This window comes from Chryseobacterium sp. CCNWLW53, from assembly GCF_037083525.1.
Taxonomy (GTDB): domain Bacteria; phylum Bacteroidota; class Bacteroidia; order Flavobacteriales; family Weeksellaceae; genus Chryseobacterium; species Chryseobacterium lathyri.
This window is the reverse complement of the sequence record NZ_JBAOJR010000004.1, coordinates 500,315-525,028: the sequence shown is the minus strand read 5'-3', so window position 1 is coordinate 525,028 and position 24,714 is coordinate 500,315. Positions and strand designations below refer to the sequence as shown.

Genomic DNA, 24,714 nt, shown 5'->3' with positions numbered 1-24,714 from the left:
TTATCAAATCAACATCTCTGTTTTATTGTTTTATTTTGGTATGATTTAATATTTAAACAGGATTTGAATATTAATTTGGGTTAATATTATCTATATAATTTCTTTAAAATCTTCTTGCTTTCCCACATTATTTTAAAAATATTAGTCTGTAATTCAGTTATTTATAAATTTAAATTAATTTTTTATTAACTAATTAAAGAATAATTATATATTTAGCAACAAGTATTTCTACAAAATTTTAGTGTAATTTTATGCAATCGATTACGCAATATTTAACAGGTTTGATAAAACCGCAAAAAGAAAAGAATAAAAATCAAGCAGTATGACACAATCAGAATTTCGTTACGCCCATCATCCTGAAGATGCCAAAAAGTATACTACGGAAGATCTTAGAAGGGAGTTTCTAATCAATGATTTATTTAATGAAGATAAGATAAAATTAGTCTATACAATGTATGACAGGCTGATTGTAGGAGGTATTATGCCTTCAGCAAAAGCCCTAAAACTGGAACCTACAGACGATTTGAAAGCCGAAAACTTCCTTGACAGGAGAGAATTGGGAATCATCAACGTAGGTGGTGCCGGCAAAGTAACGGTAGACGGAGAAGTATATGAGCTTGCGAATAAAGAAGCTTTATATATTGGTAAAGGGGCAAAAGAAATAATTTTTGAAAAATCGGGTAATGCACAACCTTATTTTTATATCAATTCAGCTCCGGCACATCATACTTATCCGACAAAAAAGATCACGAAAAACGAAGCCGAAATTGTAGAATTAGGAGAAGAAAAATATGCCAACAAGCGTACAATCAACAAACTGATTGTCAATTCTGTACTTGAAACTTGCCAGCTTCAAATGGGAATGACAGAGCTTCATCCCGGAAGTGTTTGGAATACAATGCCTTCACATACCCATACCAGAAGAATGGAAGCCTATTTCTATTTTGATTTGGAAGAAGGACAGGCAATCAGTCATTTCTTAGGGCAGCCTCAGGAAACACGTCATATTTTTATGAAAAACCGTGAAGCTGTACTATCTCCGGAATGGTCTATCCACTCAGGAGTAGGAACTTCCAATTATACTTTTATCTGGGGTATGGCCGGGGAAAATATGGATTACGGCGATATGGACGGGATCAAAACTAACGAACTAAAGTAATTTTTCCAATGAATTTATTTGATTTATCCGGCAAAGTAGCGGTCGTTACGGGCGGTACTCACGGATTAGGAATGGCAATGGCAGAAGGTCTTGCCGCTGCAGGTGCTGAACTGGCGATCACAAGTACGACACCATCAAAATTAGAGGAAGCTTTAAACTATTATCACGATAAAGGTTATAAAGCGACCGGTTATCTTTTTGACGTGACGGACGAATTGGAAGCCGCTCAGAAAGTAGCTTTAATGGAGGCTACTCATGGAAAAATAGACATCCTTGTCAACAACGCAGGAATCATCAAACGTATTCCGGCGATTGAAATGGAGGTTGAAGACTTTAGAAAAGTAATTGATGTGGATCTTACGGGACCTTTCATTATGTCGAAATTAGTTGGAAAACATATGATCAAAAGAAAATCCGGGAAGATCATCAACATCTGCTCAATGATGAGTGAGCTTGGTCGTGACAATGTAGTCGCTTATGCTTCTGCAAAAGGCGGCCTGAAAATGCTTACCAAAAATCTGGCGACAGAATGGGCAAAATACAATATTCAGGTGAACGGAATCGGGCCCGGATATTTTGCGACTTCTCAAACCGAACCGATCCGAGTGGATGGGCATCCTTTCAACGATTTTATCATCAGCAGAACTCCGGAAGGAAGATGGGGGAATCCTGAAGACCTTGCCGGAACAGCTATTTTCCTTGCTTCGGACGCAAGCCGATTCATCAACGGACAAATTATTTACGTTGATGGTGGAATTTTAGCGACCATTGGAAAACCTGCTAATGAATAACAACAGAATTAGATTAGAATGAAACCTTTTATTACAGATCAATTTTTACTACAAAATAAATACGCTGAAGAATTATATTTCAAGTATGCAGAAAAACAACCCATTATTGATTATCATAATCATTTGATTCCTAAAGATATTGCAGAAGACACTGTCTTCGAAAATATCTCAAAGGTTTGGATTGCAGGCGACCATTACAAATGGAGAGCGATGCGTACCATGGGCGTGAACGAAAAATTCATCACGGGAGATGCCTCAGACAAGGAAAAATTTGAAGCTTGGGCAAAAACGGTTCCTTATACATTGAGAAATCCTTTGTATCACTGGACGCATTTAGAATTAAAAAGATATTTCGGAATTGATGAATTATTAGATGCAGACAATGCATCTGAAATTTATGAAAACATCACCGCTCAGCTTCAGACTCCTGAAAAATCGACACGAGGCTTATTAAAAATGATGAATGTGGAATCTCTGTGCACAACAGAAGATCCTACAGATCTATTGAATTATCACCAGGATTTGGCGAAAAGCGATTTTAGTATTAAAGTAAGTACAGCCTTCCGCCCTGATAAAGCGATTTTAATTGAAAACCACAACTTCGCGGATTATGTTTCAAAATTAGGCGAATCGGCCGGAATTGAAATTAATTCTTACCAGACATTGTGCGATGCTTTACTAAAAAGAATTGAATATTTCCATGAAAACGGATGCAGACTGTGCGACCATGGATTGAATAATATTTCTTTCGAAGAATTTACAGAAGCAGAAGTAAGCACGATTTTCAATGATAAATTATCAGGGAAAGTAATCGCAGAAAAGCAGGTAAATCAGTTCAAAACAGCCATTTTATTATTCTTAGGTGAAGCTTATCACAAATTTGGATGGGTTCAGCAGTTCCATTTGGGAGCTTTGAGAAATAATAACGAGAGAATGCACAGAATTCTAGGCCCGGATACAGGTTGGGATTCTATCGGTGACTTCGTTCAGGCTGAAACTTTGTCTAAATTATTAAACACTTTAGACGGAAAAGATAAATTAACAAAAACAATTTTATATAATTTAAATCCTGCTGACAACGAAATTTTCGCGACTATGATCGGGAATTTCAACGACGGCAGCATCAAAGGAAAAGTACAGTTCGGTTCAGGGTGGTGGTTCCTAGATCAGAAAGACGGAATGATCAAGCAGATGAATGCTCTTTCCAATATGGGATTGATTAGCTGTTTTGTCGGAATGCTGACGGATTCCAGAAGCTTCCTTTCGTATCCTAGACACGAATATTTCAGAAGAGTATTGTGTAACCTTTTCGGAGAAGAAATGAAAAACGGGGAATTACCTGATGATATCGAGCTCATTGGTAAAACAATTTCAGATATTTGTTATCATAATGCTAAAAATTATTTTGATTTTTAAATTTCAAATTGAAAAGTTAAAATAAATATAATTGACACAATTTTAAACCATTAAGTAGAATTAAGAAGTTAAGTTTTAATTAAGTAAAATCAAATTGATTTTAAATAATCTTAAGGCAAAGCCAAACTTAACTTTTCTAAACTCCTTAAATAAAATCTTAATGGTTAAATAAAAATAATTGAATATCTAAAACTCTTTGTGGGCTTATTTAAGTGAAACGCCTTTGCGAACTTAAAAATGTACATCAAGTTGTAAAAGAAAATCTTTGTGCCCTTTGCGTTTAAACAAAAGCAGATATTCAACAAACTAAGAACATTTGTAAAAAAATGAGCAACAAAATAGTCACATTCGGGGAAGTCATCATGCGACTGTCACCACCCGGAAACAGAACCATGAAGCAAAGCCATGAAATGGAATTCTTTTTCGGTGGAACGGAGCTTAATGTAGCGGCTTCATTGGCGACAATGGGTTGTGATGTGAGACATATCAGTAGTGTTTCCGATGATTTTGTGGGTGAATCGGCGGTTTCTTTCATCAAAAGTTTTGGAATCGACACGACTTTCATCAACAAAAATGAATATCCTTTAGGTTTATATTTTTTGGAAGTAGGCTCTTCAGTTCGTGCAAGCAGAATTGCTTACAACAGATTAAACGGTTCTTTTGCAAACATAAAATCTGAACAAATTGACTGGAAAAAAGCCCTTGAAGGCTGCAAATATTTCCACTGGACAGGCATCAGCCCCGGAATTTCCGAATCAGCTTATGAAAGTTTGAAACAAGGTTTACAAATAGCCCGTGAACTGGGAATTGAAGTTACATCTGATCCGGCTTACCGCTCAAATCTTTGGAAATATGGGAAAAACGGGAACGAAGTTTTGAAAGAATTGGTTTCATATTCAACGATTTTCATCGGTGGAGTGAATGAAATTAATGAAATTCTCGGAACCCAGTTTTCATCAGATAAACAAGGTTTCATCAAAGCCTGTAAAGAATTAAAACAGCAAATTCCTTCTATTCATAAGATTTTCGACAAAATAAGAATCGGCGTTACAGCAAGTTCTCAGCAGACGCAGGGAAGAGCTTTGGTTGAAGATAATTATTTTGAAACAGAACTTCTGGAAGTGAATCCTGTGGTTGACAGAATTGGGACAGGAGATGCTTTTGCAGCAGGTTTGATTTATGGCTTAATCAATTTTGATAACGAAAAAGCATTGAAATTTGCCAACGCAGCCTGTGCAATCAAGCATACGATTCCTGGAGACATCAATTACTGCAGTGCAGAAGATATTTTGGAGGTAATGAACGGAGATTCAGGAGGAAGAATAAAAAGGTAAATGGCTTTTGGCCATTAACTAAACTATAAAACATTGTCAGGCTGAGCTTGTCGAAGTCTTAATACAAAAGTCAAAAAACATGACAAAAATTCAATTAGTTACAAATACCATCATCAACCAGGGAGTTTTGCCTCTATACTATAATGCTGATGAAATGGTAACTCTGGAAATATTGAGATCGCTTTACAAAGCAGGAATCCGTGCGGTGGAATATACAAGCCGTGGTGAATCTGCCTTGAGTAATTTCACGAAGATGCTAGAAATCCGTAATGCGGAAATGCCGGAAATGCTTTTGGGAATCGGAACAATCAAGAATGTACAACAAGCCGAAGAATATTATAAAGTGGGTGCAGATTTCTTTATCAGCCCGGGTTTTGTGCCTGAAGTTGCCGAATTTTTAATTCCAAAAGACCTGTTGTACAGTCCGGGTTGTATGACTCCGACAGAAATTATAGAAGCTGAAAATTCGGGAGTGACTTTCATTAAATTATTTCCCGGAAACGTTTTAGGGCCTGGATTTATGAGCGCTATTAAAGATGTTTTCCCGAATCTGAAATTTATGCCGACAGGTGGTGTTGATACGACAAAGGAAAGCATTGAAAGCTGGTTCAAAGCCGGTGTTTCTGCAGTGGGAATGGGAAGCAAATTGGTAAGCAAAGAATTAATGCTTGCTAAAGACTATGCAACTATAGAAAATGAAACAAAAAAAGTGCTGGAAATTATTCAGGCTTTAAATAATAACTAAATTCTTACTATTAATATGAGCTCAGTTAAGTCTCTTAAACCGAGTACATTCAGATGGACGATATGCTTTTTGCTGTTCATTGCCACGACCATTAATTATTTGGATCGTCAGGTTTTATCGTTGACATGGAAAGACTTTATCGCACCCGAATTTCACTGGAACAATAATGATTATGGAAATATCACGGCATTATTTTCAATTTTCTATGCGGTAAGTATGCTTTTCGCAGGAAAATTTGTGGACTGGATGGATACCAAAAAAGGTTTCCTTTGGGCGATTGCTATTTGGTCTGTTGGTGCAGTTTTACATGCTTTCTGCGGAATTGCAACTTCAGGAGTTTTAACGGGAAATTGGCTGGTAGGTTTTGTAGAATCTAAAGAAATCATCAGCCGGGTAGACAACGTCGGCTCAATCATCAGTACGAGTGTTACTTTGTTCATTTTTGCACGTTTTGTATTGGCGGTTGGTGAAGCTGGAAATTTCCCGGCAGCGATCAAAACTACGGCGGAATATTTCCCTAAAAAAGACAGGGCTTTAGCTACCAGTATTTTTAATGCAGGAGCGACAGTTGGGGCTTTGGCAGCGCCGGTTACCATTCCTTTTATCGCGAAAGCTATGGGCTGGGAATGGGCATTTATTATCATCGGGGCGTTGGGATTTGTGTGGATGGGACTTTGGGTTTTCTACTATAAAAAACCTCACGAACATCATAAAGTTAACGAACATGAATTAATGTATATTCAGCAAGATCAGGACGATATGCCCAATGAAGATACAAGCATCCCGGAAAAGAAATTTACTTTCAGAGAATGTTTCAGCTATAGACAGACTTGGGCTTTTGCGTTCGGAAAATTCATGACAGACGGGATTTGGTGGTTCTTTTTATTCTGGACACCGGCTTATTTAAGTTCAGTCTACAAAATGGATTCCACGCAAAGTGCATTACCATTATTCGTCCTTTATATGATCACTTTATTGTCAATCATCGGAGGTTGGCTTCCAAAATATTTTGTTGAAAAAAGAGGAATGAACGCGTACACAGGAAGAATGAAAGCAATGTTAATTTTTGCATTTTTCCCTCTGTTAGCACTTTTAGCACAACCTTTAGGTACGATTACCTATTGGATTCCGGTATTGATTATCGGAATTGCTGGAGCAGCGCACCAGGCTTGGTCTGCAAATATTTTCTCGACAGTTGGCGATATGTTTCCTAAAAAAGCCATTGCAACTATTACGGGAATTGGCGGAATGGCAGGCGGAATCGGTTCATTTTTAATCAATAAATCTTCAGGATTATTGTTTGATTACGCTCATAAAGCTTGGACAACCGTTGATGGAATTCCTTTATTGGAAAAATATCCTCAATACATCAACGATCGTTTGCCGGAAGGTTTTTTTGAACAATTAGAAAAGTCAGGAGCGGTTATTTCAGACGGAATTGACAAAGGATACATGATCATTTTTTCAATCTGTGCAGTTGCATATCTAATTGCATGGACGGTGATGAAATCATTGGTTCCAAAATATAAAGTTATAAGTAAATAATGATGGAAAATCAGATAAAACAGAAATTAAATCGTGAATTACACGGTTCTCAGGAAAAGCTTCCAATCAAAATTGTACAGTTTGGCGGTGGGAATTTCATGAGAGGATTCACAGATTATGTGATTGATAAATTAAATAAAGAAGCAGGATTTAATGCAGGAATCGTAAACGTTCAGCCTACGGCAGGCGGTTCGGTTCATAAACTGGAAGAGCAGGATAATTTATACACACTTTTCTCAAGAGGAATTAAAAAAGGTGAGATCATTGATACAAAACAGGTGATTTCTGCGATTCAAAAATCAATTAATCCATATACCAATTACGATAAATTCTTAGCGTTGGCGGAAGAGGAAGAATTAGAATTTATCTTTTCCAATACGACAGAAACGGGAATTGCTTACGATGAATCAGAAAATAATTACATCGGTCCGCACAAGAATTTTCCTGCGAAACTAACGGTTTTATTGCATGAAAGATTCAAACACTTCAATGGAGCAGAAGACAAAGGGTTGAGAATTATTCCTTGCGAATTGATCGAAGACAATGCTTTGGCTTTAAAAGAAATTATCCTAAAATATGCCCAACTTTGGAATTTAGATGATAACTTTGTGCAATGGATTGAACAAAGCAATTATTTTCACAATACATTGGTAGACAGAATTGTTCCGGGTTATCCGAAAGATGATGCAGGATCCTACGAGGACCAATTGAATTACGAAGATCAAATGATGGTGGTTTCAGAAGTGTTTTTGCTTTTTGTGATTCAGGACGCGGCAAATTTAAAAGAAAGAATTCCTTTCGATACAATTGACGAGCAAATTTTGGTTGTTGATGATATTCAGCCATACCGTTTGAGAAAAGTGAGAATTTTGAACGGTGGCCACACATTAATGTTGGCTCCGGCAATTTTATTAGGAAAAGAAACGGTAAAAGAATCTATTGATGATCAATTTTTAGGTAAATTCTTAAGTGAAACGATTTTCAATGAGATTAATCCTACATTAGGTTTAGATGAAAGTGAATTGAAATATTTTGCTGAAGAAGTTTTCGACAGATTCAGAAACCCTTTTATCAAACATTATCAGGCAAGTATTGCATTGTATTTTGTTTCTAAATTTAAAGTGAGGATTCTTCCGAGTTTATTGAAATATGTTGAAATTAACCATAAATTACCGCTTAACTTAACCTTTTCATTGGCAAGTTTAATCAGATTCTATCAAGGGAATTTGGGTGAAAAAGCTCTGCCTTTAAATGACGAGGAAGCAATAGTAAACAGATTTAAAGAAATCTGGGCCAACGAAGATTATGAAAAAGTCGCAGAATTGGCGTTAAGCGAAACCATTTTCTGGGACACAGACCTTACAAAGGTTAATGGTTTGAAATCTGCAGTAGCAAAAGCATTGTGGGAAATAGACCATAATGATATCGAAACTGCATACCACAACTTTATACAATTTTATTCTTAAAAAATTATGCAAAAGAAAGTACTGAAAGTAAATCCCAAAGATAATGTAGCAGTGGCATTGGTTGACCTGACGCAGGGAGAAACTGTTACTTTGGGTGATCTTACGTATGATATTATAAAAGACACGAAGGCGAAACACAAATTCGTGACCGAAGATCTTGCGGTTGGAGATGAGATTATTATGTACGGTGTTTTGGTGGGGAAAGCGAGTCAGCCGATCCGGAAAGGAGAGGTTATCACGACTGAAAACGTTAAGCACCAAAGTGCAAAAGTAGAAGGCAAAACAGAAACAACTGCTTGGACTGCTCCAAATGTTGACAAATGGAAAGATAAAACTTTCATGGGGTATCATAGAGAAGACGGACAGGTCGGAACAGAAAATGTTTGGTTATTTTTTCCTTTAGTCTTTTGTGAAAACAGAAATGTTGAGATTTTAAAAGATATTTTTGAAAAAGAATTGTTATTTGAAAAAGTAACAAAACATCAGTTATTATTAAGATCATTAATCAATAATTCTGAAACGGAAACCGCTGTTGAAGAAGATCAGGATTCAAGAGTTTTTAAAAATATTGAAGTTAAATTCATCACTCACCAAGGCGGTTGTGGCGGTATTCGTCAGGATGCGGAAGCGTTGGGAAGGTTATTGGCAGGTTATGTGAATAATCCGAATGTTGCCGGAGCAACGGTTTTGAGCTTGGGATGTCAGAATTTACAGGTTCAGATTTTTACAGATGCATTGCAAAAAATCAGTCCGAACAATAAAAAACCGATCATCGTTTACGAACAGCAAAAATCCGGAACGGTTGACGAAATGCTCAACGGAATTATCAAAGATTCTTATGAAGCCATCAAAAAAGCCAATGAAATTGAAAGAAAACCGGCCCCGATTTCAAAGTTAGTTTTAGGATTGGAATGTGGCGGTTCAGACGGTTTCTCAGGAATTTCTGCCAATCCGGTTTTAGGACAATTATCAGATTTAATGGCAGGAATCGGAGGTTCAACCATCCTTTCAGAATTCCCGGAATTATGTGGAGTAGAGCAGGAATTGGTGAACCGTTGTGTCAACGAAGAAGATGCCGAAAGATTTTTACAGTTAATGAAAGATTTTGAAAAATCTGTTGTTGCAGCAGGCTCAGGTTTTGATATGAATCCGTCACCGGGGAATATCAAAGATGGACTCATAACCGATGCCATGAAATCTGCAGGAGCAGCTAAAAAAGGGGGTTCATCGCCGATAAATGATGTGTTAGATTTCACGGAATATATTAAAGAACCGGGTTTAAATTTATTATGTACCCCCGGAAATGACGTGGAATGTACAACTGCCTTAGTCGGTTCGGGCTCAAACGTAGTTTTATTCACAACAGGCTTAGGAACTCCGACAGGAAATCCGGTTGTTCCCGTTGTGAAAATTTCATCAAATACTTCTTTGTCACAAAGAATGCCCGACATTATTGATTTCAACACAGGAGACGTAATTACAGGTGAAAAAACAATCGACGAAAAAGCAGAAGAACTTTTAGAATTTATCATCGAAGTCGCAAGCGGAGAGGTAAAAACAAAAGCTGCAATTTTGAATCAAAACGATTTTATTCCCTGGAGACGGGGAGTAAGTTTATAATTGTTTTATTTATATAAATATTAGGGTTGAAAATGCTTTCTACGTTGTGGGAAGCATTTTCTTTTGGAGTAAATTTAAACATAAATAGTACAAAATCTTCACAAATAAATGCAAAGCCTATATCAATAGGAACGGGCTTTAGCCCGTTTTCAAAAATAATTAGAATCAATGGCTTTAGCCAAAATTTAAATGCAAAAAGATGAGTTTAGATTCTTTTCAGAAATCAAGACAAAAGAAAAATCATCTCCTTTTTGAAGACTTCCTAATATAAAGCTGCGGCGCCAATACCACTTTTTTCTCAATAGAAACTCCGGAACCATTTTCTTTTACGCTTTCAATAAACACCTGTCCCGCCATTTTCCCCATCGTCACAGGAGTTTGGTCAACGGAACTCATTGGAAGCTCCATAAACTGAGTGAAAGGTTCGTTAGAAAAGCCAATAATGGCAACTTCCTGAGGTATTTTGATCTTACGTTTTTTCAATTCCTGACAAGCACCCAACGCTGCAAAATCACTTGATGAAAAGATGGCATCCGGAACGGATTTTTTATCCCAAAGTTTTTTTACCGCATCAATTCCTTCATCGATCGAACTTCCGGTTGTGATGATGTTTTCCTCTTTTACACTTAAATTATGATCAATTAAAGCCTGTTTGTACCCAATCAGACGTTTTTCATAAATTTCGAGATTAAGATCTCCGGAAAAATGGCAAATATTTCTGTAGCCTTCATTAATCAGGTGTTCCGTTGCCATGTAGCCGCCGCGGTAGTCGTCTATAGTTACCGTACTGATGCCTGAAATGTCTTTTTTACGGTCAAAAAATATAATAGGAGTGTTGGTTGTATCCAAAATATTCTGAATATGTGTTGTATCAACAGTTGTCTTAGAAACCGACATGAAAATTCCGTCAACCTGGGCATTAAGCAAGGTGTTTAAGTGCCTTTTCTCAATATTTACATCCTCATGGCTCTGGCAGATAATCACATGATAACCATGCGGAGACAGCTCTTCCTCAATTCCCCGGATTACAGATGAAAAGAAATTGGTATTAATGTAAGGCACGATAATTCCTACGTTTTTTGTTTCCCCGCTTTTCAGAGCTTTGGCAAGGTTATTTTGCTTGTAGTTCATTTCTTTGGCGGTTTTTTTTACCAAATCTTTCGTTGCCTGGCTTATTCTCGGATGGTCGTTCAATGCTCTGGAAACAGTTGCCACACTTACGTTAAGCTTTTTCGAGATGTCATATATTGTGGCATTTTTCTTATTCATACATGCTTTTTCTGAAGTTTTCAGTATGTTCAAAATGACATACATTATAATCGTAAATTTAATCAAATTATGTCTATCAAAAAGGAAATATTATGATTTTATACAAGATTATGAGTGATTAAAATCAGATTAAATCTAAAATATATTGAATTGATTAACTTTTTTGGAAAACAGGTTGATGTTACCCAATGTAATTTTACTCCGGAAGCCTTGAGTTTATAAATTTCATTGATTATTTAAATCTCTAAGTGTAATAAAAATCCATCAACATGAAAGAGCAGGATAGTGTACGCTTCCAAAATGTATATTTTTATGAAAATGAAATAAAAAGATAATTTTCGTTAAACCGTCGAAAATTATTGTCTGATTTTTTATGAAAAGAAACGGAATAATTTTATTTAAAATGATATTCCTTTATTTTGTCATTCTTTTGAGTACTAAATTTTATTAATAAAAAATCAGGTTCTACAATTAAAAATTAATTATGAAATCTCAAAATACCTTAAACTTCTTATTAACTCTGTTTGTGCTCTTATTGTTTTCATCAGGGGTAAAAAGCCAGGATAAATTCCCCGACGGTACCAAAATTCCCATATGGTTTAAAGAAAATACACCTACAGATATCAATAAATTAGGGAAAAAATATATTCTTACTGATAATGGAGTGAAAAATGACAGTACGGTTCTTCAGACCAAACAGGTTCAGGCAGTTATTGATCTGGCGGCTAAAAATGGTGGCGGGGTAATCATTGTGCCCAAAGGAACATTTCTGATTAGTTCCGTTTTTTTTAAACAGGGAACGCATTTATATCTGGAGAACGGCGCGAAATTAAAAGGAAGCGATGATATTAGCGATTTTCCGGTTGTAGAAACAAGAATGGAGGGACAGACTGTAAAATATTTTCCGGCATTAATCAACGCAGACGGGCTGGATGGCTTTACCATCTCAGGAAAAGGAACGCTGGATGGAAATGGATTGCGCTTTTGGAAAGCATTCTGGAAAAGACGCGAGTGGAATCCTAAATGCACGAATATGGACGAAATGAGGCCAAGAATCATTTATATATCCAATTCTAAAAACATTCAGGTTGAAGGGATTACCGTGAAAAATTCCCCTTTCTGGAGCACTCACTATTATAAGAGTGAATTTGTAAAATTATTAAATCTGACAATTTTAGCACCGAAAGAACCGGTGAAAGCACCAAGTACAGATGCCGTTGACATTGATGGCTGCACAAATTTCCTGATTAAAAATTGCTATATGTCGGTCAACGACGATGCGATTGCATTGAAAGGCGGAAAAGGTCCGAAAGCCGATAAAGCTCCTGAAAATGGCGAAAATAGAAACATCATCATCGAAGACAACAGCTTTGGATTTTGCCATAGTGTTCTGACTTGTGGCAGCGAATCTATCCACAATTACAACGTAATTCTGCGTAACTCAAAAGTGAAAGATGCTTCAAGACTGTTACATCTTAAAATGAGACCGGATACGCCTCAACATTACGAATACATTACGGTTGAGAATATAACCGGAAACGTAAAAACTTTCCTGTATGTAAAAGGCTGGAATCAGTTTTTCGATTTGAAAGGAGAAGAAAAACCTAAAAAATCTTTAGCAAACAACATTCTGATAAAAAATATTGACATCAGTTGTGAAACGGCATTCGATGTTGAAAAATCTGATTTGTATGATTTGACAGACTTCACGTTGGAAAACCTAAATATAAAAGCGTTAAAACCCAAAGAGGAAAATTTGGATACGATTAAAAATTTGAAAAAAATTAAAGTAAACGTTACCCAAGTAGCTTCTTTAAATAAGTCATACGACAAAAAAGACGATTCCGACATTGCCGCAAAATGAGTTGTTTTTCCAAAATATTTGTTCTGATATGTTTATGCTCTCAATTATTGCATTCTCAATCTAAGGAAATTCAGTTTCTGAGCGGGACAGATTCTGAGCATACAAAAGAATGGGATTTTTGGATCAATGGTGGGAGGAAATCCGGAAACTGGAACAAAATTCAAGTTCCTTCACAATGGGAACAGCAGGGATTTGGCTCCTACAATTATGGAAGAGATTATGTGACGTATGGTAAACATTTTAAATTTAACGACGAAATAGGCTTATACAAACATAAATTTCTGGTTCCAGATTCTTGGAAAGGAAAATCGGTTAATATCGTTTTCGAAGGTTCAATGACCGATACCGAAGTGAAGATTAACGGGCAGCTCGCCGGTGAAATTCATCAGGGCGCTTTTTATGAATTTAAATATGATATTTCAGACAAATTAAAATTCGGAAAAGAAAATATTCTTGAAGTCAAAGTTTCCAAAATGTCTGCTGATAAATCCGTTAACAACGCAGAACGTCTTGCAGATTATTGGATTTTGGGAGGGATTTTCAGGCCTGTTTATCTGGAAGCAAGTTCTAAGGAAAATATTTCCTGGACAGCTATAGAAGCCAAAGCAGACGGAACTTTTCGCTCAAATATTTACTTAAAAGGAATTGAGTCAGTCAATCAATTAAAAGTTGAAATATTTGATGCTAAAAACATTCTCGTTGGCGAATCTCAGGTTAAAATCGAAAAAGGAGATACTTTAGAACAGGTTCAATTCTCCGTTAAAAATCCAAAACTCTGGACAGCAGAAACGCCCAACTTATATAAAGCGAAATTCAGTTTAAAGAAAAATAAAAAAAGCATCTACGAAACTGAAGAAAAATTCGGATTCAGAACCATTGAAATCAAAAAAGGCGACGGAATTTACATCAACGGAACAAAAATTAAAATGAAAGGCATCAATCGACACGTTTGGTGGCCTGAAACCGGACGTTCTGTAAATAAAAATATTGATTTGATGGATGTTCAGCTCATTAAAGAAATGAATATGAACGCCGTTCGCTGCTCCCATTATCCACCGAATAAATCATTCCTTCAGATTTGCGATTCGTTAGGTTTGTATGTTTTGGATGAATTGGCTGGCTGGCAAAAAAAATACAGTACGGAAGTTGGAAAAAAGCTAGTCAGAGAAATGGCTACAAGAGATATTAATCACCCCTCAATTATTTTTTGGAGCAATGGAAATGAAGGTGGACATAATTTCGATTTGGATACAGAATTTGCAAAATATGATTTGTCAAATCGTCCGGTCATTCACGCCCATCATAAACCCGGAAATGCTTTTAACGGGATAGATTGCAATCATTACGAAGATTATTACAGCACAAAAAAAATCCTTGAAGGAGAAAATATTTATATGCCGACTGAGTTTTTGCATGCACAGGATGATGGCGGTGGCGGAACTTCCTTAGCCGATTATTGGGAACTTCACTGGAATTCCAAAAGAGGAGCGGGAGGTTTTCTCTGGGCTTTTGCAGATGAAGGTTTGGTGCGGACGGATTTCAATAATCAAATTGATGTAAATGCCATCAATGCTCCGGATGGAGTTGTTGGTCCACATCGGGAAAAAGAAGGAAGTTTTTATGCCATTCGGGAAATTTACAGTCCTGTAAAAATTGATTTGAAAGCGCTTCCGGATGATTTTAATGGAAGCATTTCAATTGAAAACCGATATCATTTTACGAATTTAAGTGAATGTAATTTTGAGTGGAAATTGGTGAAATTTAAGACACCTTTTTCTTCCGAATCAGGATTTGAAGTAATTCAAAAAGGAAAAGCAGCATCACCAGATATAAAACCAACTGAAAAAGGAAATATCAATCTCAATCTTCCTTCAAACTGGAAAGAAAATGAAGGTTTATTATTAATAGCAACCGATCCTTTTGGAAAAGAAATTTATACCTGGACGTGGAAAATTGCTTCTAATGATGAAATTTCAAAACAGTTTTCGAAATCTTTAATCAAAGAATTTCCGGTTTCTGTGGCAGAAAATGATTCTTTATTTATTTTAAAATTAGAAGAAAAAGAATTCTCAATTGGTAAAAAAGACGGATTACTGAAATCAGTTATCATCGATAAAAAAGGAAAGAAAACAACCTTTAGGAACGGGCCCATTTTTGTGGATGGAAAAATGGAATTATCTTCAATAAAATCATTTGCAGAAAGGAAAAATCAAGTTGTTGAAGCTTCCGGCAAAGACGGGAAGAAAATTTACTGGAAATTGAATTCCAACGGAATTTTAGAACTGAATTATGAATATTCCCTTTCAGGAGATTATCCGTTTGCAGGCGTAAGTTTTGATTATCCTGAAAATTATGTAATGAGTGCAAAATGGCTCGGAAAAGGACCTTATCATGTTTGGAAAAATAGAACTCAGGGACAGACCTATAATGTTTGGCAGAATTTGAAAAACTCGACACGAACCGGTTCTTCACCTTGGATTTATCCTGAATTTAAAGGATATTACGATGATATTTCGTGGCTGCAATTAGATACCGCGGAAGGGAAAATCACCATCGGGACAAAAGAAGAAAAGATGTTTGTAAGACTCTTTGATTTTTACGGAATTTATGGGGCAGAAGGTTATCCGAAATTGCCAACGGGAAATATTTCATTTTTAGATGCAATTCCGCCGTTGGGAACTGTTCTGGCTTTTAATATTAATGATAAAACTGAATCTTTAGGACCGGAAAGTGAACTGAATCATCTGACCGGAAAGTTTAAAAGAACACTGTATTTCTATTTCGGTTTACCTGATTTAGGAGATGAAAAGAAGCAGTTTACAATGCCGGAAGTCAATATTTTAACCGATTGATTATGAAAAATTGGATAGGAATTATAACCATTTTTATTTGTTCATCGATGTTTGCGCAACAAACCAATTTTAAATTTGATTTTGGAGGAGGCAGAACTCAGGATGGTTATATTCCCATTACGGAACATTCTAAATTCGACAGAAAAATAGGTTATGGATTTATGGATATTTCCGGCTTGAAGTCCGTTGACAATGGAGGAAATGCATTGACGGGAGATTATATCACCAGCGACAAACCTTTCTATTTTTCGGTGGTAATTCCGGAAGGGAATTATGATATTAATTTAAGTTTAGGCGATTCTAAAAAAACTTCTGAATCAACAGTTCGTGTAGAAAACCGCCGTCTGATGCTGGACGATGTGAAGACAAAAGAAGGTGAAGTTGTCGAAAAATTGATAACCGTTCACATTAAAGACAGTATTATTCGTAACCAAAATGGAATTGAAATTGGGACTGTAAAATTAAAACCGAGAGAAAGAAAATATTTACATTGGGATAATTTACTGACGATTGAATTTAATGATAAAGCTCCAAAAGTTTGTGCAATGACCATCCAACCCAACAAAACAGTGAAAACGATTTATCTCACCGGTGATTCTACTGTCGTAGATGCGCTTTACGAACCGTGGGCATCGTGGGGACAAATGCTGCCGTATTTTTTTGTTCCGAAAGAGGTGGTGATTGCCAATTATGCTGAAAGCGGAGAAACCCTAAAAGCATTTGTAGACCGCCACAGAATCGATAAAATCTGGAATAAAATAAAACCAGGAGATTATTTGTTTATCCAGTTTGGACATAACGACCAGAAATCCGGAAACAGCACGAAATCCGGATATAGGAAAAGATTAAAAGAATGGATTCAGAAAGCTAAGCAATTGGGTGCGGTTCCAGTTTTAGTTACTTCTATGAACCGCCGGGTTTTTGATGAAAACAATAAAATAGTGAATACTTTGGACGATTATCCAATGGCAATGCGTGAAATAGCAAAAGAAGAAAATGTATTCTTGATTGATTTGAATCTGATGAGCCAAACGTTGTTTGAAGCGATGGGAGCGGAAAACTCTAAAAAAGCATTTGTATATTATCCTGCAAATTCTTATCCCAATCAACCGGATGCTTTAGCGGATGACACGCATTTTAATACATATGGTGCTTATGAATTGGCGAAATGTGTTGTTAAAAGTATTGTCGAGCAAAAATTGCCTTTGAGTAAATTTGTTTCAAAAAATTATATAAAATTTGATCCCCAAAAACCTGATGCTGTCGAAACATTTCATTGGCCGGAAAGTGTCTTTATGGAAGCATTAAAACCCGATGGAAACTAAAAAGTAAGAAAATGAATATTCAGTCTATCATAAAAATAAGTGTATTTTGTTTTGCGTTTGGAAATCTTTCCGCACAAAACCCCTGGCCAACCACCACCGAAACGGCAAAACCGTGGACACGATGGTGGTGGATGGGAAATGCAGTCGATGAAGAAGGATTGAATCAACAGCTGACCACTTTAAATAAAGCAGGTTTTGGAGGCGTAGAAATTGTTCCCATTTATGGAGCAAAAGGCTTTGAAAATCAATACATCAATTATCTTTCTCCGGAGTGGATGAAAATGCTTGAATTCACTACAAACAAAGCAAAAAGCTTGAATATGGGAGTTGATATGGCCGTCGGAACAGGCTGGCCGATAGGTGGCCCTCAGGTTGATGAAGAAGATGCAGCCACAAAAATGATGGTTCAGACGTACATGATTTCATCAGGCGAAAAATTTTCAGGAAAAATTGCCTTGAAAGATGAGAAACAGAAGAATTTAAAAACAATAAAATTAGATATTGTAACTGCTTACAGCGAAAAAAATGAAGCGGTTGTCTTAACCGATAAAATTTCAAACGACGGCTCTCTCAATTGGAAACCGGATTCCGGAAAGTGGACCATCTATGCAGTTTTTACGGGGAAAACACTTCAAAAAGTGAAACGCGCAGCTCCAGGCGGTGAAGGCTTTACCCTAGATCATTTTTCACCTGATGCAACGAAAGATTATCTTAAAACTTTCGATCAGGCTTTTGGAAACTCAAACTACGGAATCCGTTCTTTTTTCAATGACAGTTACGAAGTTTATAATGCCGACTGGACTCCGGATTTTAAAGATGAATTTAAAAAAAGGAGAGGATACGATTTAAGTCCATACATCAAATATCTTGTCAGTAACGAAGAAAATGAGATAACGAGTAGAATCAAATCAGATTACAGGGAAACCCTGAGTGAATTGATTTTGAACAATTTTACCAAGAATTTTACAAGCTGGGCTCATTCCAAAAACTCAAAAAATACCAATCAGGCACATGGCTCGCCCGGAAATTTACTGGATTTGTACGCAGCAGTTGATATTCCTGAATCTGAAACTTTCGGAAGCTCTATTTTTGAAATTCCTGGATTGAGAAGAGACAGTGCAGATGTTCAAAAATCAGATATTCCTGATTTCAATATGCTGAAATTTGCTTCATCGGCTGCAAATATTACCGGAAAGCAATTAATTTCAAACGAAACTTTTACCTGGCTTACTGAACATTTTAAAACATCCTGGTCACAGGCTAAACCGGAGGTTGAGCAGGTTTTTTTATCCGGGATTAATCACGTTTTTTATCACGGTACAACCTATACGCCGGCGGATGTTCCTTTTCCGGGATGGCTGTTTTATGCTTCAGTTAATTTTGTCCCGGAAAATAGTTTGTGGCCCCATTTGACGGGATTAAATTCTTATGTTGCACGTACACAAAGTGTTTTGCAGAGTGGGAAATCTGATAATGAGCTGTTGATGTACTGGCCAATTTATGACCAATGGGCCAGTCCGAAAGGGAAGGATGTAACCTTTAAAGTTCATAACGTGGAAAAATGGCTGCAGCCAGCTCCGATGTATGAGAATTTGACGAAGCTGAACAAAATAGGCTATTCTCTTGATATGATTTCTGATAAAATGATAGGAGAATCAGAATCGGAAAACCGGAAAATCCAGATTGCAGAGGGAGGATCTTCCTATCAGGTTTTAATCATTCCTGAATTAACTTATTTGCCGGAAACTACGTTAATTAATATTCTTAAATTAGCTCAAAGCGGTGCTTCAGTTATTTTTCAAAACGAACCAAAAGATATTCCCGGATATTTTGAAATCGAAAAAAGGAGAGCAACATTAAAATCTTTGTGGGCCCAGATTCCGTTTCAGAATCAGGGAGAAAATATGAAAATTGGCCCATTTGGAAAAGGCAAAATTGTGTTAAGCTCCGATGTTGAGAAAGGGTTGGAATATTTAAAAATAAAGGGAGAAAAATTAACGGAAACCGGATTGAAATTTGTGAGAAGACAGTTTGATGGCGGAAAATACTATTTCATTGTTAACCATACTGCAAAGGAAATCAGTCAATTTATTCCTATAAATGATATAGGAAATCAAACGGTGATCATGAATCCGGAAAACGGAGATTTCGGAGTGGCGGAAACACAAAATAATTCCGTGAGAATTCAGCTGAAATCCGGGCAGTCTTTAATTCTAAAAAATAATGAAACCACAGATCGCTCAATTCCAAAATGGAAATATATTGAAAAGACAGATTCTCCCATCAATTTAAATCAAAATTGGCAACTGACTTTCAAAGAAGGCGGCCCCGAACTTCCAAAATCAAGAAACTTTAAAAAACTGGAACCCTGGACGAATTTTTCACAAGATCCCTTAACACAGAGTTTTTCGGGAACTGGTGTTTATACAACGGCATTAAATTTAAAAAATAAAAAGGCAGACGATTATCTTTTGAAATTTGATAAATTGTATGAAAGTGCCAAAGTAATCGTAAACGGTCAGGAAGCAGGAATTGTCTGGAGTATTCCTTTTGAAATTAACATTGGGAAATATCTGAAAAAAGGAAAAAATACCATTGGTATTGAAGTTTGCAATTTAATGGCCAATAGAATCCGATACATGGATCAAAATAAAATTCAGTGGCGTAATTACCACGAAATCAATTTTGTAAATATTGATTATAAAGCTTTTGATGCTTCCAACTGGAAAGTTCAGCCTTCCGGCTTGGATGGACAAGTTCAGTTATTTCCATTATACTATTCGAAATAGAATAAAACATGAAACAGAGTATATTAAAATAATTTGCGCAATCGATTGAATTATGTTAATTTAAATCATTGAGAATTATGAATATAAAATATAACTTTATTTTACTGATAATTCTTTTTTCACAGCTCCTTTCAGCACAAAGGCAAATGGAGTTTTTAAAAAGAGGAATTGTTGCAATACCTTCCGGATCAGGGGTTTTTGTGAGCTGGCGTTTGCTGGGCACAGAACCTCAAAATATCCCGTTTGATTTATACCGTACCGAAAATAACAAAAGCAAAAAACTGAATGAAAAACCATTGGTTAACGAAACCAGCTTTTTAGATAAAACGGCAGATAAAACAAAGAATTACACTTATTTCGTGAAATCCAGCACCAAGAATCAGGAGATTGATCAGGATTCTGCGAACTATGCAGCTAGTCAGAAACCCTATTTTTCAATTCCGTTGAAAACTCCGGTTGGATATACGCCAAACGATGTTTCTGTTGCGGATCTGGACGGTGACGGTGAATATGAAATCATCCTTCATCAAACCGGGCAATCCAAAGACAACAGTCAGAAAGGTTTTACAGATGAACCGATTATTCAGGCTTATAAATTGAATGGGAAATTTTTATGGGAAATTAATTTAGGGAAAAATATTAGGGAAGGCGCACATTACACACAGTTTTTAGTGTACGATTTAGACCAGGACGGTAAAGCAGAAGTGGTCATGAAAACTGCAGACGGAAGCAAAGACGGTAAGGGGAAATGGATCGGAGACTCCACAAAAGATTATAGAAATGAAAACGGATTTATCCTTTCAGGCCCTGAATTTCTGACTGTTTTTAATGGAGAAACAGGTGAGGAAATTAATACCGTTAATTATATTGTTCCCAGATTTCAAGGCAGCTTAAATCCTACTCCCGAACAGCTTACAGAAACCTGGGGCGATGCGAAAGGGAACCGTGTAGACCGGTTTTTGGGCGCAGTTGCTTATCTGGATGGCAAAACGCCGAGCATTATTATGTCGAGAGGGTATTATACACGAACAGCAATCGCAGCCTGGGATTATAAAGATAAAAAACTTAGTTTGAGATGGCTGTTTGATACGGAAAGCTCGGAAGAAAATAAAAAATTCCGTGGTCAGGGAAACCATAATTTGAGCATTGCCGATGTTGATAACGATGGGAAAGATGAAATTGTCTTTGGAGCAATGACGGTTGATGATAACGGGAAAATACTGAACAGCACGAGCTTTGGTCACGGTGATGCTTTGCATGTTGGTGATCTGGATCCTTCTCATCCCGGACTGGAAATTTTTGATATTCAGGAGAGATTTGATGATGCAGGTGCACACTTCAGAGCGGGTGCAACGGGAAAGGTTTTATGGAAACTACCATCTTTAGTGTACAGCAAGCAAGGCAAATTCCAAGGTCCCGGAAGAGGATTATCTTTAAACATAGATCCCCGTTATCAAGGTTCAGAATCCTGGGCTGCCGGAGCCGGGCTGAAAGGCGTTTATGATACTAAAGGAAATAAGATCAGCGATAAAAATCCTGCCTGCAATATGGGGATTTATTGGGACGGAGATTTTTTAAGCGAAATTTTGGACGGAACTTCCGTGTCAAAATGGGATTGGAATAAAGAAAAAACAAATATAATTTTTGACGCTAAAGATTTTCAGTGTGAATCAAACAACGGGACCAAGAAAAACCCTTCTTTGGTTGCCGATTTATTTGGAGACTGGCGGGAAGAAGTGATTTACAGAACCTCAGATAATCAGGAACTTCGGATTTTCAGTTCGACAATTCCGACGAATCACCGTTTGTACACACTGATGCATAATCCGCAATACAGATTGAGCATTGTTTGGCAAAATGTAGGCTACAACCAGCCTCCTCATACTGATTATTATCTGGATGAATCCGTTTCAAAGGTTCCTGCACCGGATATTTATACCATTAAGCCTTAAATAGGTCTTGATGGTTTATAATTGAACAAATATTTAAACAAATACATTGTAAAAAAAATAGATATAATTATGAAGAAAGTACTAATGAGAGGCGCTTTTTTTGCGTTGATTTTCGGAGTTTTATCCTCTTGCTCAGTTCAAAAACAAGCGAATGCAAAGAACGTTAGCCTTCCGGATAAAAAAGAAGTTTTGGAAGTTTCACGGAGGGCAAATCAATATTTCATGAACAAATGGGCAGATCCGGGAAAGGAAGTTGTCGGCAAAAAAGTATGGCCAAGCAATCTGTGGACGAGAGCTGTTTACTACGAAGGATTAATGGCTTTGTATAAAATAGATCCTAAAAAAGAATATTATGATTACGCCATCGGCTGGTCTCAAAAACACAACTGGGACATGATGCGTGATACATATACCCGTAATGCCGACAATCAGGCTTGCGGACAAACATATCTGGACCTTTATGAAATAGACGGAAGAAAAAATCCGGAGAGAATAAAATTCGTGAAAGCTTCGATGGACAGTATGATTGCCTCCAAAAAATCACATGACTGGTGGTGGATCGACGCTCTCCAAATGGGGATGCCAATTTTTACGAAACTGGGCAGGATTACAGGTGAACAAAAATATTTCGATAAAAATTACGAAATGTATGCCTTTACGAAATATAAGCACGGTGGAAATGGTTTATATAATCCAAAAGATAAACTTTGGTGGAGAGACAAAAGCTTTGTTCCGCCTTACACAGAACCCAACGGCGAAGATTGCTACTGGAGCCGCGGAAATGGATGGGTAGTTGCTGCTTTGGCTCGTACACTGGAAGATACACCAAAATCCGACCCGCATTATCAGGAATATTTACAAGATTATAAAGATCTGTTATCAGCTTTGCTTCCAATCCAAAGAGAAGATGGTTTTTGGAATGCAAGTTTACATGACCCTAACAATTTCGGAGGCAAAGAAATGACGGGAACCGCTCTGTTTATATACGGAATGGCATATGGTATTAATAAAGGTCTGATTGATAAAAAAACGTATTTACCCGTTGTTATAAAAGCCTGGAACGCTATTGTAAAAGATTCCGTTCAGCCTAATGGATTTTTGGGTTGGGTACAGGGAACAGGAAAAGAGCCTAAAGACGGTCAGCCACTTGCCATTGACAAACAGCCTGATTTTGAAGATTATGGATTAGGCTGTCTGTTGCTTGCAGGAAGCGAAGTTTATAAGCTAAAGTAAACCAACATTTGTTTGATTACATAATCTTTGATTTCAAGACAAACAATTATTATTACAGCATGACACTACAAGATGCGCAATCGATTTCATAGTATTAATTTTCAAATTCAATCCATAAGATAAAATTATGAATGCATTATTAGGAGTTTTTTTTCACTTCTTAGGAGGTTTTTCTTCGGGGAGTTTTTACTTGCCCTATAAGAAAGTAAAAGGCTGGTCCTGGGAAACCTATTGGTTGATAGGAGGAGTTTTTTCCTGGATCATCGTTCCGCCGCTTGCGGCATTTCTTACCATCCCTAATTTTTGGGAAATTATCCTGAATGAAAGTTCTTCCATATTGGGGCTGACATTTTTGTTTGGTGCTTTGTGGGGAATTGGAGGGTTTACTTATGGTTTGGGGGTTCGGTATTTGGGAGTAGCACTCGGAAGCAGCATTATTTTGGGGCTTTGCATGGTGTTTGGCTCGCTGGTTCCTTCTATTTATTATGAATTTTCTCCGCAAACAGGAAAAGATAATATCGGTTTATTGTTTTCCAGCAAATGGGGCCAGTTTGTTCTATTAGGGCTTCTGGTTTGTGTAGTTGGAATCATTATCAGCGGAAAAGCAGGGATGATGAAGGAAAGAGAACTGCAAACCGATTCAACAGATCCTCATGGTGTAGAAGTAAAAACGGAGTATAAATTCGGATTGGGATTAATTGTTTCTATCATTTCCGGAGTTTTAAGTGCGTGCTTCAACTTCGGACTGGAGGCCGGAAAGCCAATGGCAATCGTAGCTAATGAATTATGGAAAAATTCTAACCCGGGACAGGGAGAATTCCTTTTTCAAAATAATGTAACGTATGTTGTTGTGCTTTGGGGCGGAATGGCAGTCAACCTTGTAGGCTGTTTGTATTTAGCCATTAAAAATAAATCATATACCGATTATACCAAAAGAAACGTACCGGTTTTACGAAACCTGATTTTCTGCGCGCTTGCCGGAACTATGTGGTTTTTACAGTTTTTCTTTTACGGTATGGGCGAAAGTAAAATGGGCAATGGCGCCAGTTCGTGGATTTTACACATGGCATTTATCATTTTTATAGCTAATTTATGGGGAATTATCATCAAAGAGTGGAAAGGAGTTTCTAAAAGAACCATTACTACCATTGCTGTTGGAATGATCGTCATGTTTATTTCTATTTTGATGGTAGGATACGGAAACTCTTTGAGATAAGCTTCATTTACGATTTTACATTATCATTTGTATAGTTTCAGAGTTAGAATTCTAACTCCTTTAGAGGCACTGATTTTTTCAGTGTCTTTTTATTAAAAGTAATTTAACTCTAAAAAAGGAGTGTCTATTTAAAATAGG

16 protein-coding genes are annotated in these 24,714 nt (G+C 36.9%); 15 read left to right on the top strand and 1 reads right to left on the bottom strand.

The window, feature by feature from the left end; all coding sequences use genetic code 11:
- Window positions 1-322 precede the first annotated feature (322 nt).
- The 8 genes from kduI to V6R96_RS15430 all read left to right on the top strand — a co-directional run bounded on the left by kduI (window position 323) and on the right by V6R96_RS15430 (window position 10,076).
- On the top strand, window positions 323-1,159 hold the full coding sequence (kduI, locus tag V6R96_RS15465; RefSeq protein ID WP_336379242.1) for a 5-dehydro-4-deoxy-D-glucuronate isomerase: 837 nt from the start codon (window positions 323-325) through the stop codon (window positions 1,157-1,159).
- Between the two features lie 8 nt (window positions 1,160-1,167).
- Window positions 1,168-1,950, top strand: a complete 783-nt coding sequence (locus V6R96_RS15460; RefSeq protein WP_336379243.1) for a gluconate 5-dehydrogenase — start codon at window positions 1,168-1,170, stop codon at window positions 1,948-1,950.
- An 18-nt stretch (window positions 1,951-1,968) separates the two neighbouring features.
- On the top strand, window positions 1,969-3,366 hold the full coding sequence (gene uxaC / locus V6R96_RS15455) for a glucuronate isomerase (RefSeq protein WP_111960253.1): 1,398 nt from the start codon (window positions 1,969-1,971) through the stop codon (window positions 3,364-3,366).
- 326 nt (window positions 3,367-3,692) lie between these two features.
- Window positions 3,693-4,700 carry a sugar kinase gene (locus tag V6R96_RS15450; protein WP_336379244.1) on the top strand — a complete coding sequence of 336 codons (1,008 nt, stop codon included), beginning with the start codon at window positions 3,693-3,695 and terminating at the stop codon, window positions 4,698-4,700.
- A gap of 79 nt (window positions 4,701-4,779) precedes the next feature.
- Window positions 4,780-5,445 carry a bifunctional 4-hydroxy-2-oxoglutarate aldolase/2-dehydro-3-deoxy-phosphogluconate aldolase gene (locus V6R96_RS15445; RefSeq protein WP_336379245.1) on the top strand — a complete coding sequence of 222 codons (666 nt, stop codon included), beginning with the start codon at window positions 4,780-4,782 and terminating at the stop codon, window positions 5,443-5,445.
- 15 nt (window positions 5,446-5,460) lie between these two features.
- Entirely contained in the window at window positions 5,461-6,990 is a 1,530-nt protein-coding gene (locus V6R96_RS15440; RefSeq protein ID WP_111960259.1) for an MFS transporter, read from the top strand.
- Between the two features lie 2 nt (window positions 6,991-6,992).
- Window positions 6,993-8,456: a tagaturonate reductase gene (locus tag V6R96_RS15435; protein ID WP_336379535.1), complete on the top strand. Its 1,464-nt coding sequence runs from the start codon at window positions 6,993-6,995 to the stop codon at window positions 8,454-8,456.
- Window positions 8,457-8,462: 6 nt separating this feature from the next.
- Window positions 8,463-10,076 (top strand): UxaA family hydrolase, encoded by a 1,614-nt coding sequence (locus tag V6R96_RS15430; RefSeq protein ID WP_111960261.1) that lies wholly within the window; start codon window positions 8,463-8,465, stop codon window positions 10,074-10,076.
- A 240-nt stretch (window positions 10,077-10,316) separates the two neighbouring features.
- On the opposite strand, the gene V6R96_RS15425 is transcribed toward V6R96_RS15430, so the two are convergent.
- Window positions 10,317-11,345, bottom strand: coding sequence for a LacI family DNA-binding transcriptional regulator (locus V6R96_RS15425; protein WP_336379246.1), 1,029 nt, complete (start codon window positions 11,343-11,345; stop codon window positions 10,317-10,319).
- 484 nt (window positions 11,346-11,829) lie between these two features.
- Here V6R96_RS15425 and V6R96_RS15420 point away from each other — a divergent pair, with 484 nt between their 5' ends.
- The 7 genes from V6R96_RS15420 (at window position 11,830) to rhaT (ending at window position 24,576) form a co-directional block, all read left to right on the top strand.
- The gene (locus V6R96_RS15420) at window positions 11,830-13,209 is read left to right on the top strand and encodes a glycosyl hydrolase family 28 protein (RefSeq protein WP_336379247.1); all 1,380 of its coding nucleotides are present in this window, start codon (window positions 11,830-11,832) and stop codon (window positions 13,207-13,209) included.
- 47 nt (window positions 13,210-13,256) lie between these two features.
- Window positions 13,257-16,061, top strand: coding sequence for a glycoside hydrolase family 2 TIM barrel-domain containing protein (locus tag V6R96_RS15415; protein ID WP_336379248.1), 2,805 nt, complete (start codon window positions 13,257-13,259; stop codon window positions 16,059-16,061).
- A 2-nt stretch (window positions 16,062-16,063) separates the two neighbouring features.
- Entirely contained in the window at window positions 16,064-17,386 is a 1,323-nt protein-coding gene (locus V6R96_RS15410) for a rhamnogalacturonan acetylesterase (RefSeq protein WP_336379249.1), read from the top strand.
- An 11-nt stretch (window positions 17,387-17,397) separates the two neighbouring features.
- Window positions 17,398-20,175, top strand: a complete 2,778-nt coding sequence (locus V6R96_RS15405) for a glycosyl hydrolase (protein ID WP_336379250.1) — start codon at window positions 17,398-17,400, stop codon at window positions 20,173-20,175.
- 146 nt (window positions 20,176-20,321) lie between these two features.
- Window positions 20,322-22,127: a rhamnogalacturonan lyase gene (locus V6R96_RS15400; RefSeq protein WP_336379251.1), complete on the top strand. Its 1,806-nt coding sequence runs from the start codon at window positions 20,322-20,324 to the stop codon at window positions 22,125-22,127.
- Window positions 22,128-22,196: 69 nt separating this feature from the next.
- Window positions 22,197-23,360, top strand: a complete 1,164-nt coding sequence (locus V6R96_RS15395; RefSeq protein WP_336379252.1) for a glycoside hydrolase family 88 protein — start codon at window positions 22,197-22,199, stop codon at window positions 23,358-23,360.
- Between the two features lie 127 nt (window positions 23,361-23,487).
- Window positions 23,488-24,576 carry an L-rhamnose/proton symporter RhaT gene (rhaT, locus tag V6R96_RS15390; RefSeq protein ID WP_111960271.1) on the top strand — a complete coding sequence of 363 codons (1,089 nt, stop codon included), beginning with the start codon at window positions 23,488-23,490 and terminating at the stop codon, window positions 24,574-24,576.
- The last annotated feature ends 138 nt before the right edge of the window (window positions 24,577-24,714 follow it).